Annotated in this window: 16 protein-coding genes, 3 tRNA genes and 6 pseudogenes; 19 read left to right on the top strand and 6 right to left on the bottom strand. The window is 58.2% G+C overall.

The window, feature by feature from the left end; all coding sequences use genetic code 11:
• Positions 1-110 precede the first annotated feature (110 nt).
• The 11 genes and pseudogenes from GKE73_RS05490 (at position 111) to GKE73_RS05445 (ending at position 7,777) form a co-directional block, all read left to right on the top strand.
• Positions 111-1,424, top strand: a pseudogene (locus GKE73_RS05490) (homoserine dehydrogenase).
• Entirely contained in the window at positions 1,417-1,746 is a 330-nt protein-coding gene (locus tag GKE73_RS05485) for a hypothetical protein (protein WP_230369374.1), read from the top strand. Before GKE73_RS05490 ends, GKE73_RS05485 begins: the two are co-directional and overlap by 8 nt.
• Before the next feature lie 178 nt (positions 1,747-1,924).
• Complete coding sequence (locus GKE73_RS05480; protein ID WP_230369373.1) at positions 1,925-2,101, top strand: hypothetical protein; 177 nt, start codon at positions 1,925-1,927, stop codon at positions 2,099-2,101.
• Positions 2,102-2,106: 5 nt separating this feature from the next.
• Positions 2,107-3,515 (top strand): annotated as a pseudogene (thrC, locus tag GKE73_RS05475) (threonine synthase).
• Positions 3,516-3,877: 362 nt separating this feature from the next.
• Positions 3,878-4,024 (top strand): annotated as a pseudogene (locus GKE73_RS25355) (flagellar basal body P-ring formation chaperone FlgA); the annotation flags it as partial.
• A 95-nt stretch (positions 4,025-4,119) separates the two neighbouring features.
• Entirely contained in the window at positions 4,120-4,317 is a 198-nt protein-coding gene (gene flgA, locus GKE73_RS05470; protein ID WP_230369372.1) for a flagellar basal body P-ring formation chaperone FlgA, read from the top strand.
• A 68-nt stretch (positions 4,318-4,385) separates the two neighbouring features.
• Positions 4,386-4,691 carry a flagellar biosynthesis anti-sigma factor FlgM gene (flgM, locus tag GKE73_RS05465; RefSeq protein ID WP_230369371.1) on the top strand — a complete coding sequence of 102 codons (306 nt, stop codon included), beginning with the start codon at positions 4,386-4,388 and terminating at the stop codon, positions 4,689-4,691.
• Positions 4,692-4,716: 25 nt separating this feature from the next.
• A complete protein-coding gene (locus GKE73_RS05460; protein ID WP_230369370.1) occupies positions 4,717-4,908 on the top strand; it encodes a flagellar protein FlgN in 192 nt (63 codons plus the stop codon).
• Complete coding sequence (locus tag GKE73_RS05455; RefSeq protein ID WP_230369369.1) at positions 4,908-5,180, top strand: flagellar protein FlgN; 273 nt, start codon at positions 4,908-4,910, stop codon at positions 5,178-5,180. The genes GKE73_RS05460 and GKE73_RS05455 overlap by 1 nt, the downstream gene beginning before the upstream one ends.
• A gap of 379 nt (positions 5,181-5,559) precedes the next feature.
• Positions 5,560-6,273: a CobD/CbiB family protein gene (locus GKE73_RS05450; RefSeq protein ID WP_230369368.1), complete on the top strand. Its 714-nt coding sequence runs from the start codon at positions 5,560-5,562 to the stop codon at positions 6,271-6,273.
• Between the two features lie 125 nt (positions 6,274-6,398).
• Positions 6,399-7,777: pseudogene (locus tag GKE73_RS05445) on the top strand (DEAD/DEAH box helicase).
• 148 nt (positions 7,778-7,925) lie between these two features.
• Here GKE73_RS05445 and GKE73_RS05440 read toward each other — a convergent pair.
• The 6 genes from GKE73_RS05440 to GKE73_RS05415 form a co-directional block, all read right to left on the bottom strand.
• A complete protein-coding gene (locus GKE73_RS05440; protein ID WP_230369367.1) occupies positions 7,926-8,492 on the bottom strand; it encodes a LutC/YkgG family protein in 567 nt (188 codons plus the stop codon).
• Complete coding sequence (locus GKE73_RS22645) at positions 8,392-9,375, bottom strand: LUD domain-containing protein (protein ID WP_280955117.1); 984 nt, start codon at positions 9,373-9,375, stop codon at positions 8,392-8,394. Before GKE73_RS22645 ends, GKE73_RS05440 begins: the two co-directional genes overlap by 101 nt.
• Positions 9,376-9,394: 19 nt before the next feature.
• Positions 9,395-9,778 carry an LUD domain-containing protein gene (locus GKE73_RS22640; RefSeq protein WP_312854370.1) on the bottom strand — a complete coding sequence of 128 codons (384 nt, stop codon included), beginning with the start codon at positions 9,776-9,778 and terminating at the stop codon, positions 9,395-9,397.
• A 90-nt stretch (positions 9,779-9,868) separates the two neighbouring features.
• The gene (locus tag GKE73_RS05425) at positions 9,869-10,624 is read right to left on the bottom strand and encodes a (Fe-S)-binding protein (RefSeq protein WP_230371402.1); all 756 of its coding nucleotides are present in this window, start codon (positions 10,622-10,624) and stop codon (positions 9,869-9,871) included.
• Positions 10,625-10,730: 106 nt separating this feature from the next.
• Positions 10,731-11,012, bottom strand: coding sequence for a cation diffusion facilitator family transporter (locus GKE73_RS05420; RefSeq protein ID WP_230369366.1), 282 nt, complete (start codon positions 11,010-11,012; stop codon positions 10,731-10,733).
• Positions 11,000-11,656, bottom strand: coding sequence for a cation diffusion facilitator family transporter (locus GKE73_RS05415; RefSeq protein ID WP_230369365.1), 657 nt, complete (start codon positions 11,654-11,656; stop codon positions 11,000-11,002). Before GKE73_RS05415 ends, GKE73_RS05420 begins: the two co-directional genes overlap by 13 nt.
• A gap of 196 nt (positions 11,657-11,852) precedes the next feature.
• Between GKE73_RS05415 and GKE73_RS05410 the strand changes: the two genes are divergently transcribed.
• The 8 genes and pseudogenes from GKE73_RS05410 to GKE73_RS05375 all read left to right on the top strand — a co-directional run bounded on the left by GKE73_RS05410 (position 11,853) and on the right by GKE73_RS05375 (position 14,915).
• Entirely contained in the window at positions 11,853-12,197 is a 345-nt protein-coding gene (locus GKE73_RS05410) for a GlpM family protein (RefSeq protein ID WP_230369364.1), read from the top strand.
• Complete coding sequence (locus GKE73_RS05405; RefSeq protein WP_230371551.1) at positions 12,176-12,319, top strand: hypothetical protein; 144 nt, start codon at positions 12,176-12,178, stop codon at positions 12,317-12,319. The genes GKE73_RS05410 and GKE73_RS05405 overlap by 22 nt, the downstream gene beginning before the upstream one ends.
• Positions 12,258-12,413, top strand: a pseudogene (locus tag GKE73_RS24560) (stress response kinase A); the annotation flags it as partial. The gene GKE73_RS05405 and the pseudogene GKE73_RS24560, both read left to right, overlap by 62 nt.
• A 59-nt stretch (positions 12,414-12,472) precedes the next feature.
• Positions 12,473-13,243: a serine/threonine protein kinase gene (locus tag GKE73_RS05395; RefSeq protein WP_230369363.1), complete on the top strand. Its 771-nt coding sequence runs from the start codon at positions 12,473-12,475 to the stop codon at positions 13,241-13,243.
• A gap of 127 nt (positions 13,244-13,370) precedes the next feature.
• A pseudogene (locus GKE73_RS05390) lies at positions 13,371-14,599 on the top strand (aspartate kinase).
• A 60-nt stretch (positions 14,600-14,659) separates the two neighbouring features.
• Positions 14,660-14,753, top strand: a tRNA-Ser gene (locus GKE73_RS05385).
• A 6-nt stretch (positions 14,754-14,759) separates the two neighbouring features.
• Positions 14,760-14,836: transfer RNA gene (locus GKE73_RS05380), tRNA-Arg, on the top strand.
• 3 nt (positions 14,837-14,839) lie between these two features.
• Positions 14,840-14,915: transfer RNA gene (locus GKE73_RS05375), tRNA-Glu, on the top strand.
• Positions 14,916-15,024: the final 109 nt, after the last annotated feature.

Genomic DNA, 15,024 nt, shown 5'->3' with positions numbered 1-15,024 from the left:
CGTGGCAAGCCGGTGGTGCCGGTTTGCCACGAGGCCTTTGTCGACTCGTCAGCAAGGCTGCATGACGGGCGGGGTCAGGGACAAATAACGGATAGATCACAGGAGATCACATGAAGCCGATCAATATTGGCCTGCTGGGAGTGGGGACAGTTGGTGGCGGTACCGCCACCGTACTGAAGCGTAATGCTGAAGAAATCAGCCGCCGTGCTGGCCGCGAAATCCGTTTGTTCATGGCGGCAGATCGTGATCTGGAACGTGCACGTTCTATCGTGGGTCCGGAAGTCTCGCTGGTTGATGATGCCAATACGGTAGTGACCCATCCGGATGTCGATGTGGTGGTGGAATTGATCGGCGGCGATACCATCGCCAAGCAGCTGGTGCTCAAGGCCATCGAGAATGGCAAGCATGTGGTAACGGCCAACAAGAAACTGCTGGCGATCCACGGCAACGAAATTTTTGCCCGCGCGCAGGAAAAGGGCGTGATGGTGGCATTTGAAGCCGCTGTCGCTGGCGGTATCCCCATCATCAAGGCGCTGCGTGAAGGTCTGGCGGCCAACCATATCCAATGGATTGCTCGGCATCATCAATGGCACCTCCAACTTCATCCTGACCGAGATGCGTGAAAAGGGCTCCAGCTTTGCCGACGTGTTGGCCGAAGCCCAGCGTCTGGGTTACGCCGAAGCCGACCCGACCTTCGATATCGAAGGCCATGATGCCTAAACCACAAACTGACGTTGATGGCGTCCATCGCCTTTGGTATCCCCACCCAGTTTGACAAGTGCTATCTGGAAGGCATCAGCAAGCTGGATGCCAAGGATATCCGTTACGCCGAGGAACTGGGCTACCGCGTCAAGTTGTTGGGCCTGACGCGCCGCACGGCGGCGGGCATCGAACTGCGTGTGCACCCGACGCTGATTCCGGAAAGCCAGTTGATCGCCAATGTGAATGGCGTGATGAACGCCGTGCTGGCCAAGGGCGACGCCATCGGCCAGACCCTGTACTACGGCGCCGGTGCCGGTGCCTTGCCGACCGCTTCTGCTGTGGTGGCCGACATCATCGACGTGGCACGCCTGCTGACGGCAGAAACCGAACATCGCGTTCCGCCGCTGGCCTTCCAGCCGGATCAGCTCAAAGACCTGCCGATTTTGCCGATCGACGAAGTGGTCAGCTCCTATTACCTGCGCATCGGCGCTGCTGACCGTGCTGGCGTGCTGGCCAACATTACCCGCCTGCTGGCCGATAACGGCATCTCCATCGAGGCGCTGATCCAGAAAGGCTCGGTCAGCGAAGGAACTGCCGAAGTGGTGATCCTGACCCATCGCGTGCAGGAGAAAGCCATCAACACCGCCATTGCCGCCATCGAAACGCTGGATAGCGTGACCGGCAAAGTGGTTCGTCTGCGCATGGAAGACCTCAATGACTAAAGCCCTTTGGTGCGTCTTGTTGCTGTGCCCGCTGCTGGCTCAGGCCGAATCCATCAAGGATGTGGCGCGTGAGCCGATGGTAAGCCTGATGAGCAAGCAGTGCGTCAGCTCGGGTGCCAGTTCCGATACCGGCAAAAGCCTGAATCTGTCGGACGGCAGGTTGAAGAACTACTGTGATTGCGCAACCGGCAAGCTGTTCGACGAGTTGACCGAAGACGATCTGGTCAACATCATGGATGGCAAACTGCAAGCGTCCAGCCCCGAGTTCAAGGCCAAGATGGCCAAAGGGGTGTATGCCTGTGTCCATTACCTGATGAAGTGATCATGTCGGCTCAACTCTTGTCTGGTGGCCGCTGGCGCGCCCGTTGGTTGCTGTGCTGCTTGGTGACGGTGGTTAGCGGGCACGCGGCCGCAGCCTCCTTGCCTCCGGCACAAAACAGCCTGCTGCAGGGAGCACTGATGCGCGGCTGCCTGAAGCGCACGCCTCTGACGGTGTCGGCATGCATCCGGCCGACAAGGTCAATCGCTATTGCCAGTGCGCCAGCCGCAAGTTGGCCGAAGACATCAGTGCCGAAGAAGTGATGGGCGTGCTCAGCGGGCAAATTCGCAAAGACGACCCACGTGGCAAGCAGAAAATGGCCAAAGCCAAGGCGGCTTGTGCCAACTATCTGGAATGAAACTAATGCGTTATATCAGTACTCGTGGCGGCATGCAGCCGCAGGCTTTTTCCGACACTATTCTGATGGGGCTGGCGCCCGATGGTGGCCTGGCGTTGCCGGAAAGTTATCCGCAAGTTGGCCGAAAAGAACTGGATGCCTGGCGCCAGCTGTCCTATGCCGATCTGGCATTTGAAGTGATCCGCCTGTTTGCCACCGATATTCTGGAGGCGGACCTCAAGGACATCGTGTCGCGCACCTACACGGCGGCCGTGTATGGCAGTGCTGACATCACGCCGGTCAAACGCCTGCACGATGGTCTGGTGATTCTGGAACTGTCCAATGGCCCGACGCTGGCCTTCAAGGACATGGCGATGCAGTTCCTCGGCAACCTGTTCGAATACGTACTGGCTAAAAAAGGCGAGACGCTCAACATTCTGGGCGCCACCTCCGGCGATACCGGTTCGGCGGCCGAATACGCCATGCGCGGCAAGGCCTAAGCATCAACGTGTTCATGCTCAGCCCGGATGGCCTGATGAGCCCGTTCCAGCGGGCCCAGATGTACAGCCTGCAAGACGCCAATATCCACAACATCGCCATTACCGGCATGTTTGACGACTGTCAGGATATCGTCAAAGCGGTGCAAAACGATCACGCCTTCAAGGCCAAATACAAGATCGGTACTGTCAATTCCATCAACTGGGCACGCATCGTGGCGCAGGTGGTGTATTACTTCAAAGGCTATTTCAACGCCACCGAGAGTAATGACGAGCAGGTTAGCTTCTGCGTGCCGTCCGGTAATTTTGGCAACGTCTGCGCCGGGCATATTGCCAGACAGATGGGCCTGCCGGTGCAACGCTTGATCGTCGCTACCAACGAAAACGATGTGCTGGATGAATTCTTCAAGACCGGCATCTATCGTCCGCGTGGCTCCGCCGATACCTACGTGACCTCCAGCCCGTCGATGGATATCTCCAAAGCGTCCAACTTTGAGCGTTTCGTGTTTGATCTGGTTGGTCGCGATCCCGCCAAGGTCAAGGCGCTGTGGGCTCAGGTGGAGCGCGGTGAAGGCTTCGATCTTTCGGCCAACCTTGCCGATGCTCGTGACACCTTTGGGTTTGTCTCCGGCAAGAGCAGTCACGCCGACCGCCCTGGCGACCATTCGTCGCGTCGATGCCGAAGATGGCGTGGTGGTGGATACCCACACGGCTGACGGCATCAAGGTTGCCCGCGAAGTACGCCGCCCGGACGAAACCGTGGTGTGTCTGGAAACTGCCTTGCCAAGTTTGCCGACACCATCCGCGAAGCGCTGGATCGTGATCCGCCGCGTCCGGCCGGTTATGACGGAATCGAGCAACTGCCGCAAAAAGTGGTGGTGTTCGATGCCGATGCCGCCAAGGTCAAAGCCTTTATCCAGCAACAGCTGGAGGCGTAATTCCACGCCGTGCGCCGTTTTCGACAGGCTCCCTTGTGGAGCCTGTTTGCATGAGGTGGATGCAGAACCTTGCCGCCATGGCGCGGTCGAACACCGCGTCAATGTTCATGGTTTACAATGTGCCGATGCAACGATTCATACTTTGCCTGCTGGCAGTGTTGGCCAGCGCGAGCGTACTGGCTGCCAACCAGAGCCTGCTTAGGCGTTGGAGCGGCTGGCCGACGGTTTTCTGCGGCAGGAATTGACCGCGCGTAAGGCCAGCTATCAATTGGGCCACCTCGATAAACATCTGGCCGTGTTTAACCTGTGCCCAACCACAAGCCGGTTGGGCCAACACCGCCAAGACCACCGGGGCGACGTTTGTGGCGCTGTCCTGTCCTGCGCAGGGCTGGCAGTTGCGGCTGCCGGTAACCATTCATGAAAAACGTCTGGGTGTTGTGCTGAACCGTGCGGTGGCGGCTGGCGAGGTGCTGAGTGCGGCAGATGTTCAGTTGGTAGAGGTTGCGAATCCGGCACTGGCGCAGAATGTTCTGGCCGACTTGTCACAGGCCATCGGCCATACCATGCGCAGTGGCGCACCCAAACGCCCTGGTTGCGCGGTTTCATGGTGCGGATGCCTTTTCTGGTGCGCGCCAATCAGCGGGTCAGGGTGCTGGCACAAGGCGATGGCTTTGATGTGGTCGCCGACGGTACGGCCATTGCCAACGCGGCGCTTGGCGAATCCGTTTCGGTGCGCATGGCTTCCGGGCGCGTGGTCCGTGGCGTGGTGGCCGAGGATGGCAGTGTGGCCGTGACTTATTGAGAAATGTTTCAAGAGATTGTTTTTTCGGTCGATAATAGAAACAATCCCTATTTTTGGAAGGCCCCGTCATGAAAATCGACAATTCGGGCAACGCCATTGGTGCTTATACCACCACCAGCAAAGTCGCCAAACGCGACAGCAATGCCAATGCTCCGGCCAGCACTGCCACGGCAGCGCGCGCAGAGAGTGTGGAGATCAACCCGTTGGCCAGCCATATCGGTACGGTAGAAACCCGGGCAAATGCCACGCCCGCCTTTGATGCGGCCAAGGTTGAGGCAATCAAATCGGCCATTGCGTCCGGGTCGTTTAGCGTCAATCCGGAAAAGATTGCGGGTAGTCTGATTGCTTCGGCACGCGAGTTATTGGCCAAGTAAATACTGACCGGCGGAAGTGATAGCCATGAATGACGTTGAGCAGTTTGTCCAGTTGTGCCATGCCGAGTCCGAGCAGGTGGGCCGCTTGCTGGCTGTACTGGAAGACGAGCAACAGCTCCTGATTCAAGGGCAGGTTAACCGGCTGGAAAGTGTGGCCGATACCAAAAGCCGGTCCTGGATGACATTGCCCGTCAGGCCGAGCATCGTACCCAGCTGATGCAGCGTCTGGGTTTGCAAGATAGCGATACGGTGTATATCTGGCTGGCGGACAAGCCTGAGGCGACTGAGGCCTGGACCCGGCTGGAAGAAATTCTGCTGCGTGCCCAGAGCGTCAATCAGCTCAATGGCCGCTTTATTCAGGAGCGCCTCGGAAATGTCGATGAGGCCCTGACTGTCCTCAAGGAGGCTGCGGCCGCTACGCTGGGCTATGGCCCTGATGGCACCCAGCCCACCATCAATGGCGGCGGCCGTTTTCTCGGTTCGGCCTGATTCTTCCTGCACTGGTCTGTCACGCCTGTAGCAACGACACTGGTCGTTGTTAGGTGTGCTTTCCTTGGGCTTCTCGCCCTTTCCCCATCCAATGCGTGACTGTTGGTGGGCGTGTCGCGGCCTTTGTGGTATCTTGGCAACCGGGCCTGAGAAAACCATTATGCCGAACCAATGACCCTTATTTCCCTGATTATCGCTCTGGCACTGGAGCAACTGCGACCGCTTGGTAACCGTAACCGGGTCTGGTTGCTGTTTACCCGCTACGCCAATCATCTTGAACGTAACCTCAATGCGGGTTCCAACCGGCATGGGGTGATGGGATGGCTGGCCGCTATCGTACCGATCCCGGCCATTAGCCCGGCTGTGTACTATGTCCTGTATGCAATCAGCCCGATCCTCGGCTTTGCTGTGGAACGTGCTGGTGTTGTACCTGACCATGGGGTTCCGCCATTTTTCCAGCGCCTTCTCCGAGATTTCGGTCGCGTTGAGCGAAGGCCGCGAGCTGGATGCCAAGCAGGCTTTGGCTAACTGGACCGGCCAGCAGACTGCGGCGCTGTCGGTGGGCGATGTATCACGTCTGGCCATCGAGCAAGGGGTGATCGATAGCTATCGTCATGTGTTTGGCACCATGTTCTGGTTTGCGTTGCTGCCGGGGCCGTCTGGTGCGCTGCTGTATCGCCTGAGCTCCATTCTCAATCAGAAATGGGGTAGCCGGGATGCTGCCGAAGATCGCTTTGGCCGTTTTGCCGCCAGTGTGGCCGCGTGGCTTGACTGGTTGCCGGTGCGCCTGACTGCGGCGGGCTTTGCCATCATGGGTGACTTTGAAGATGCCGTTTATTGCTGGCGTTCTCAGGCAAAAACCCGGGGCAATTACGCCAATGGTATCTTGCTGGCATCAGCCGCTGGTGCCTTGGGGGTGAAACTGGGTGATCCCCTGCGTCAGGACTACAGCGTCGAGTTCCGCCCGGAACTGGGGCTGGGCGACGACGCCGACCCTAACTTCTTGCGCAGTGCGGTGGGATTGATCTGGCGTAGCGCGTTGTTATGGTTGTTTGTCATCCTGCTTGTGAGTGTTGTCAACCATTTGAGTTGATCGCTAGATATTGCCGCCCTCCGGGCGGCTTTGCCTTTTGTGGGCGTCCTTTTATTGAACTCTGACGTATGCCAGACCCCGGTGGTCGTTGGTGTCGTGTTCAGGATTCCGTGGAGTACTTATTCATGTTGTTTGCCGAACTCGGGCTTTCTCCCGAGATTCTTCGCGCTATTGAAGAACAGGGCTATAGTCAGCCTACGCCGATTCAGGAAAAAGCCATTCCACTGGTCTTGTCTGGCCACGATCTGCTGGCTGCGGCCCAGACCGGTACCGGCAAAACCGCCGCTTTCATGCTGCCGATTCTGGAACGGTTGAAAAAATTTGCCACGTCGAGTGTTTCTCCTGCCATGCATCCGGTGCGCGCCTTGGTATTGTCGCCCACCCGTGAGTTGGCCGACCAGATCGGCGTGAATGTCAAAACCTATACCAAATATCTGCCATTGCGGGCGACCACCATTTTTGGCGGGATGAATATGGACCCGCAAACGCAGGAGTTGCGTCGTGGTGTGGAGATCCTGATTGCTACGCCGGGGCGCTTGCTGGACCACATTCAGCAAAAGACCGTGCAGCTGAACAAGGTGGATGTGCTGGTACTGGATGAAGCGGATCGCATGCTGGACATGGGCTTCATTCAGGATATCCGCAAGATCATGAGCATGCTGCCGAAGGAGCGCCAGACCTTGCTGTTCTCGGCGACCTTTGCCCCGGAAATCAAGCGGCTGGCGGCTGATTTCATGAAGACGCCGCAAACCGTGGAGGTGGCACGGCAGAACTCGACCAATGCGCAGGTGGAACAGATTGTCTACTCGGTGGATGCCGGACGTAAACGTCATTTGCTGGCGCACCTGATCAAAACGCGCGACATGAGCCGGTCATTGTGTTCTGCAAAACCAAGCTCAGTGCCGATCATCTGGCGCGAGATCTCAAGCGCGAAGGGTTGTCGGTGGAGGCAATCCACGGCGACAAGTCGCAAGGCATGCGGATGGAAATCATGTCGGCGTTCAAGGATGGCTCGCTGCGGGTTCTGGTGGCGACCGATGTGGCCGCGCGTGGTCTGGATATTTCCGAGCTGCCGTTTGTCGTCAATTACGAGTTGCCTAACTCGCCGGAAGATTACGTACACCGCATTGGCCGTACCGGTCGTGCCGGTGCCAGCGGTGTGGCCATTTCGCTGATGAGCGCGGATGAGGGTAAGCAGCATGAGGCGATCGAGCGGTTGACCAAGCAGACGCTGACGCCGCAAACCGTGGATGGCTTCTGGCCGTCCCGGCTGCCGCGTCCGGCCGGGCAGGAGGAGCGTGCGCCGCGCCGCTCGACTGCTGGTGCTGCTGGTGCTGCTGGCGCAATCACCGGCGGCCGTGCGACCCCGGTGCGTAGCGAAGCTCGCGATAAGGGCGAGGGTTTGAAGAATGTGATGCTGCCGCCGCGTTCACGTCGCAAGAAGGCTCGCGAAATTCCTGCTTTGTTGTTGCCGCCGCGTTACAAGGTAGAAAGCGCACGCTGATTCAGCGTTGTGCTCGTCGAACAAAGCCCTGCCTGTGCAGGGCTTTGTTGTTTCGGCCAACCTTGCACACGAAAAAGGCCCCCATGCGGGGGCTGAAGGAAGCAACGAAGCTAAATGGCGGCGTCACGCCAAGTGGCGCCCGTCACGCTCAGACAAAAATGACCAGGGCGGCCATGGCACCATGCGCACCCATTACCGGGCTCTGTTCGATATCCGCCGTGCGTGACGAGCCGGAAATGAAACTGCCAAAACCGTGCTCGTGCAGTTCAACCCGGGCATAGGCGTCGCGCATGGTATCGACGATGGCGTCTTTGGCTACCACCATCACCAGTTTCTGCGTCAGGAAATAGAGCGAGCGGTAGCGGTTGTCCGGGTGGCTGACCCACACCGCCGCGTTCTCTGCCACGGCCAGTGCTCCCGGCACAATGGCGATATCCACATCATTCCAGCCGTGCGGCTGATCTGGCTGCTCGCTGCCGGGTTGTGTCAGGTCCACCGTGCGACCGGCATTCGGCCAACGTTGGTGGATGATGTCGGCAATACTCTGCCCATCGGCCAGAATGACCGCCTCACCGCCGAGATTACGAATCAGGCTGGCGAATGCGCCGAACTTGTCATCGAACTGTACAAACGGCACAGCATGGATATCCGGCAGTTCTGGCCCCGCCGGGCGGGACTGGCGGATTTTTTCCAGAATACGCTCGCGGCTGCTCATGCTTTGTCCTCCTGACGGCGACGGTACATTTCCTTGAAACTTTGTGCTGGCGCTTGCGGTAAATCACGCCCGGCGCGTCCCCGGCGGTATGTTGGCCGAAGCCTTGCGGCAGGATGGGGATGACCTTGCGCAGCACCTTGCCGGACAGGTCAAACAATGCCGGATGCTGTGTCAGGAACCGCATGGCAAGCAGGCCCATTTTCTTGCCCGGCTTGAGAGCGCCCTGATCGAATGCCCGGCGACGCTGCAATACCAGTTGTTCGTGCAGATTGATTTTGACCGGGCAGACATTGGAGCACGATCCACAGGTGGTGCAGGCAAATGCCATGCTGGAGTGTTTCTTGATGTCGCGGCTGGGGCCAAGGGTGGAGCCGATCGGGCCGGGAATCACATAGCTATAGCTGTGCCCGCTGCTGCGACGATAAACCGGACAGGTGTTCATGCAGGCGCCGCAGCGGATGCAGCGCAGGCTCTGGTAGAAATCGTCGTTAGCCAGAATTTCGCTGCGGCCATTGTCCACGATCACGATATGCAACTCGCCGCCCGGTCGTGGCTGGTGAAAGTGCGAGGTGTAAGTGGTGGTGGGCGAGCCGATGGCCGAGCGTGCCAGCAGACGGGTGAAGACCCCCAGATGTTCCAGTTTGGGAATGATCTTTTCGATGCCCATGCAGGCGATGTGCAGCGGCGGCAGGCTGGTGCCCAGATCGGCATTGCCCTCATTGGTGCAGACAACGATGCCACCGGTTTCGGCAATGCCGAAGTTTACGCCGGTCAGCCCCGCTTCGGCGCTGAGAAAGTGCTCGCGCAGGTTGGCGCGCGCGGCGTGGGTGAGGTAGGTGGGATCGTTGTTGCCCGCCTCGGTGCCAAGCTCCTGATGGAACAGCTCGGAAATCTGTTCTTTTTCAAGTGGATAGCCTAGGCATGACGATATGGCTGGGCGGCTCGTGGCGCAATTGCACGATGCGCTCGCCCAGATCGGTGTCGATCACCTCAATACCGCGCGTTTCCAAGTAAGGATTGAGCCCGCATTCTTCGGTCAACATCGACTTGGACTTGACCAGTTTCTTGACGCCGCGTTCGGCCAGAATGCCATGGACGATGCGGTTATGTTCGTCGGCATCGCTGGCCCAGTGCACGATAACGCCGTTTTTCTGGGCATTGGCCTCAAACTGGGTGAGGTAGTCGTCCAGTCGGGAAAGGGTGTGCCCCTTGATCTCCTTGGCCAGACGGCGCAATTCCTCCCACTCCGGCAATTGTTTGGCTTGCGCGTCACGCTTCTGGCGCACCCACCAGATGGCGCTATCGTGCCATTTGGCACTGGGCGCGATCCTGCAGAAAGCCCACTGCCGCCTCGGCGTGGTTGATTCTGTCGTTCTTCATGGCTGGCCTCCGCGTCCGGTGAGGAGTTCCACGATATGCAGCGGGCGGATGGTGCGGCCGTTGTGGCGGATAATGCCGCCCATGTGCATCAGACAGGACGAATCGGCACCAACGATGTAGTCGGCTCCGGTGGCTTCGTGCTGGGCGATGCGGTCTTCGCCCATGGCGGTAGATACTTCCGGCTCATCCACGCAGAAGGTGCCGCCAAAGCCGCAACACTCATCCTGACGTTCAGGCGTAACGACCTCGATGCCGTCGACCAGTTTGAGGATGTCTGCCAGCCGGGAGTGAAACGGCATCATCAGTTCTGACGGCGCGGCATGATGCAGTTCACGCAGGCCGTGGCAGCTTTGGTGAATGGAGACTTTGTGCGGGAAATACACCGGCTTGGGCAGTTTTTCTACCTTGAGTACGTCCTGCAAAAACTCAATGATTTCGTAGACCTTGGGCTTGAGTCCCTGATAGTCACGATCGTCGGCGATGTACCAGTCGTAATGATGGGTGACGTGTGACACGCAGCTGCCAGAAGGAGCGACCACGTAATCGTAGCTTTTGAACACCTCGGTAAAGTGCCGGGCGGCCTGAGTGGCGCCAACACTGTCGCCATTGTTGGCCAGTGGTTGGCCGCAGCAGGACTGTTGCAGTGGGAATTCCACCGTCAGTCCATAGCCTTCCAAGAGTTCCAGCGTGGCCATGGCCACGTGCGGATACAGCTCGTTGATGAAACAGGGAATAAACAGGCCGATTTTCATGATGCTCAAGGGTCTCCAACCGTGGCCGTTGCAACAATCCAGCCTGCATTAAACGCCGGATGCTGCGTGTGTGCCAATGCGGATAAACCCTTGAGCGGCCCGCCTGTCAGCCTTGTGACGGATTGAGGGTAACCGGGTCGACGTGCGTCATCACGTCCAGTACCGGGTGCTGCTGCATCACGCGCTGACGCGCGGTGACGGCAATATCGTGGCCTGCTACTACATTGATGCGGTCGTCCACTTCCAGATGGACATCCACGACGATCAGGTCGCCCATCTTGCGGGTACGCAGGTCGTGCAAAGCGTAGACACCCGGCGTGGTCAACAAGGTCTGGCGAATGGCTTCTACGGTTTCTTCGTCGGCGGCACCATCCATCAGGTCATGCATGGCATCCCGGTAAAGCTCCAGCCCATCTTGCTCACCATGAAGCCAACGATCAGCGCGGCAATCGGGTCGAGCAGCGGGTAACCCATCAGGTTGCCGATAATCCCCACGGCGACTACCAGTGAGGACGCTGCATCGGAACGGGCGTGCCGGGCATTGGCAATCAACATGCTGGAGCGGACACGTTCGGCCACGGCCAGCATATAGCGGAACAGCAATTCCTTGGAGAGCAGTGCCACACCCGCCACCCACAGCGCGGCGCTATGCACAGATGGGATCGCAGCCGGGTTCTCGAATTTGACCGCGGCGGACCAGAGCATGCCGATACCGACGGCCAGCAGCAGTACACCCAATACCAATGACGCGGCATTTTCGTAGCGTTGATGGCCGTAATGGTGGTCTTCGTCCGGGCCTTTGCGGCTGTGATGCCCGGCCAGCAAGACAACAAAATCTGAAACCAGATCGGAGAGCGAGTGGATACCGTCGGCAATCAGACCTTGGGATTTGGCAAACAGACCGATGCTGATCTGTGCCAGCGACAGGACAATATTGACGACAACGCTGACCAGCGTACTGGTGCGGGCGGCGTGGTGGCGGGCTTCTTCCTCGCTTACTACGTGGTCGGGTAGGCGCGTGGATGGGGTCATGGCAGTGTCGGTAAACGATTTGGAACGCCGCAGTATCGCACAGCTAGATTAAGGAAGTCTTAATAAATTGTAGTAAGACTTTAAATGGAAATGCAAACAAGAATGATGTGCAACTCCTGAGTTTTTGCGGGGTGGGTGGTGGCCTATGCGACAATCGGTGGCAAGAGGCCAAAAATAGGACGGTGCAGGAATGTTGTTGCTCAAGTCATTGCTGGGCGCGTTAGTGGTGCTGCTGATCAGCCTGCTGTCGCGTTCCCGCAATTATGTTGTCGCCGGGTTGTTGCCGTTGTTTCCCACGTTTGCGCTGATTGCACATTACATTGTCGGCAGTGAACGTGGCGTACCGGCGCTGAAACTGACACTGCTGTTTGGCATGTGGGGTATGGTGCCTTACTTTATTTATCTGCTGTCGCTCTATCTGCTGCTGGACCGTTTGCGGCTGGTGTATGCGCTGGGAGCGGCTACGTTGGCGTGGGTACTGGCCGCCCTGGTTATTAATCGTGCTCTGGGGACGCTGGCATGGCTGAAACGACACAACTGAACGCTGCACAAAATGAGGTAGCACCACCCTTTGCCGGGCTGACGCCGGATACCTTGCTGGATGCGGTGGAAAGCACTGGGCCTGCTTACCTCTGGCAGCCTGTTGGCCCTGAACAGTTATGAGAACCGCGTTTATCAGGTCGGGATGGATGATGGCCCGCCGCTGGTTGCCAAGTTTTATCGACCGGAACGCTGGAGTGATGCCCAGATTCTGGAAGAGCATGCCTTTACTCTGGAGTTGGCCGAACGCGAGATTCCGGTCGTGCCGCCATTGTCATGCCGGGGCATACCTTGCATCAACATGGTGGTTATCGTTTTGCGCTGTTTGCCCGCCGTGGCGGCCGGGTGCCGGAGTTGGGCGATTCAGCCACGCTGGAATGGATTGGCCGCTTTCTCGGGCGCATCCATGCAGTGGGCGCAATCGAACCCTATCAGCAGCGGCCCGTGCTGGATCAGCAAAGTTTTGGCGAGGAGCCGCTCGCCTATGTGTTTGCCAGCGGGTTACTGCCGCGCGAACTGGTGGATGTCTATCGCGGCGTGGCACGTCAGGCGCTGGATGGCGTGCAGCGTTGTATTGACCGCGCCGGTGCCGTGAATACCCTGCGGTTACATGGCGATTGTCATGTCGGAAATATTTTGTGGACCGAGGCAGGCCCGCATTTTGTCGATTTTGACGATAGCCGCATGGGGCGCATGATTCAGGATATCTGGATGTTGCTGTCGGGTTCACGGCAAGAACAGAGTCAGCAGCTGGCTGATGTTCTGGCCGGTTATGAGGATTTTTACGAGTTCGACACCCGCGAACTGTATCTGGTGGAAGCCTTGCGTACCTTGCGCCTGCTGCACTTCAGTGCCGGCTGGCGCGCCGCTGGCACGATCCGGCTTTCCCGGCGGCGTTCCCGTGGTTTAACAGCCAGCGCTATTGGGAAGAACAAATCCTTACCCTGCGTGAGCAAGTGGCGTTGCTGGATGAGCCACCGCTGTGGCCGGTGTGACGGTTTCGGCCAACCTTGCCGGGGGCTGGAGGTCGTGCAACTTTTTAGGTGACAGGCGTGACGGTACTGCGCTGCATCAATTAAGTGGGTCATTGTCCAACAACGGCCTTGCATTTCTTGCCAAGATATGGACAGAATCGGTGTTCGACATTTCAACCCTTTGTATATAAGAAGCAAGCATGGCACTCATCGTACAGAAGTACGGCGGGACATCGGTGGGCACCACCGATCGCATCAAGAATGTGGCCCGCCGTGTCGCCAAATGGAAAGCGCAGGGTCATGATGTGGTAGTTGTGGTTTCTGCCATGAGTGGCGAAACCAACCGCCTCATCGGCTTGGCCAAAGACATTCAAGACTATCCCGATCCGCGTGAGCTGGACGTGATCATCTCCACCGGCGAACAGGTCACCATCGGCCTGTTGGCGATGGCGCTGAAGAACATCGGCGTCGATGCCAAGAGCTACTGCGGCTGGCAGGTGAAGGTAACCACTGACGATGCCCACACCAAAGCGCGCATCCAGTCCATCGACGAAGACGCCATGCGTGCCGACCTGACGGCCGGTCGCGTCGTGATCGTCGCTGGTTTTCAGGGCGTGGACGAAAACGGCAATATCACCACGCTGGGTCGTGGTGGTTCGGATACGTCGGCCGTCGCCCTTGCCGCAGCGTTGAAAGCGGACGAATGCCAGATTTACACCGACGTTGATGGCGTTTACACCACCGACCCGCGCGTGGTGCCCGAAGCCCGTCGTCTCAAGACCATTACTTTTGAAGAAATGCTTGAGATGGCCAGTCTGGGTTCCAAGGTGCTGCAAATCCGCTCGGTAGAATTTGCGGGGAAATACAAGGTTCGGTTGCGTGTGCTCTCCAGTTTCCGGGGAGGAGGGTGAAGGTACGCTGATTACGTTCGAGGAAGATGAAAATATGGAAAAAGCCCCGGTTGCAGGCATTGCATTTGACCGCAGCGAAGCCCGTATCAATGTCAAAGGCGTACCGGATAAGCCGGGCATTGCCTACCAGATCCTCGGGCCCGATCTCCGATGCCAACATCGAAGTCGACATGATCATCCAGAACGTGGGCGACAACGGTACCACCGATTTCTCCTTCACCGTTCCGCGTGGCGAAGCGCAACGTACCTTTGGCATTCTGCGTGACGTACAGACTCACGTTGGCGCCGCCAAGCTGGATTCCGACGAAAAAGTGGCCAAGGTGTCCATCGTCGGTGTCGGCATGCGTTCGCACTGCGGCGTGGCTTCCACCATGTTCCGCACGTTGGCCGAAGAGGGCATCAACATCCAGATGATCTCGACTTCCGAGATCAAGGTGTCGGTGCTGATCGACGAAAAGTATCTGGAACTGGCCGTGCGCGTGTTGCACAAGGCATTTGGGCTGGATCACGCGGCCTGATTGCTAGTTAATGCTTGACACAGAGCGCCGCAGTTATTAGTATTGCGGTTCTCTGACGACGGAGAAATGGCCGAGAGGTCGAAGGCACTTCCCTGCTAAGGAAGCATACGGGCTTAAACCTGTATCGAGGGTTCGAATCCCTCTTTCTCCGCCAGTCACCGCACCCGTAGCTCAGTTGGATAGAGTATCTGGCTACGAACCAGAGGGTCGGGCGTTCGAATCGCTCCGGGTGCACCAGCTGTCCCCATCGTCTAGAGGCCTAGGACATCGCCCTTTCACGGCGGTAACCGGGGTTCGAATCCCCGTGGGGACGCCAAGATTTACCAAAAAGCCCAGCACACAGTGCTGGGCTTTTTGCGTTCAGGCTCTTTCTTTGGCAAAGAGTCCGGCGCGGAGGCCACGGCGGTAGGCTATCCACTGGCGTA

Origin of the sequence: Paludibacterium denitrificans (assembly GCF_009707705.1) — a bacterium.
Classification (GTDB): Bacteria; Pseudomonadota; Gammaproteobacteria; order Burkholderiales; family Chromobacteriaceae; genus Paludibacterium_A; species Paludibacterium_A denitrificans.
Note: the sequence above shows the minus strand (reverse complement) of the source record. Positions and strands in the feature narration are given on the sequence as shown.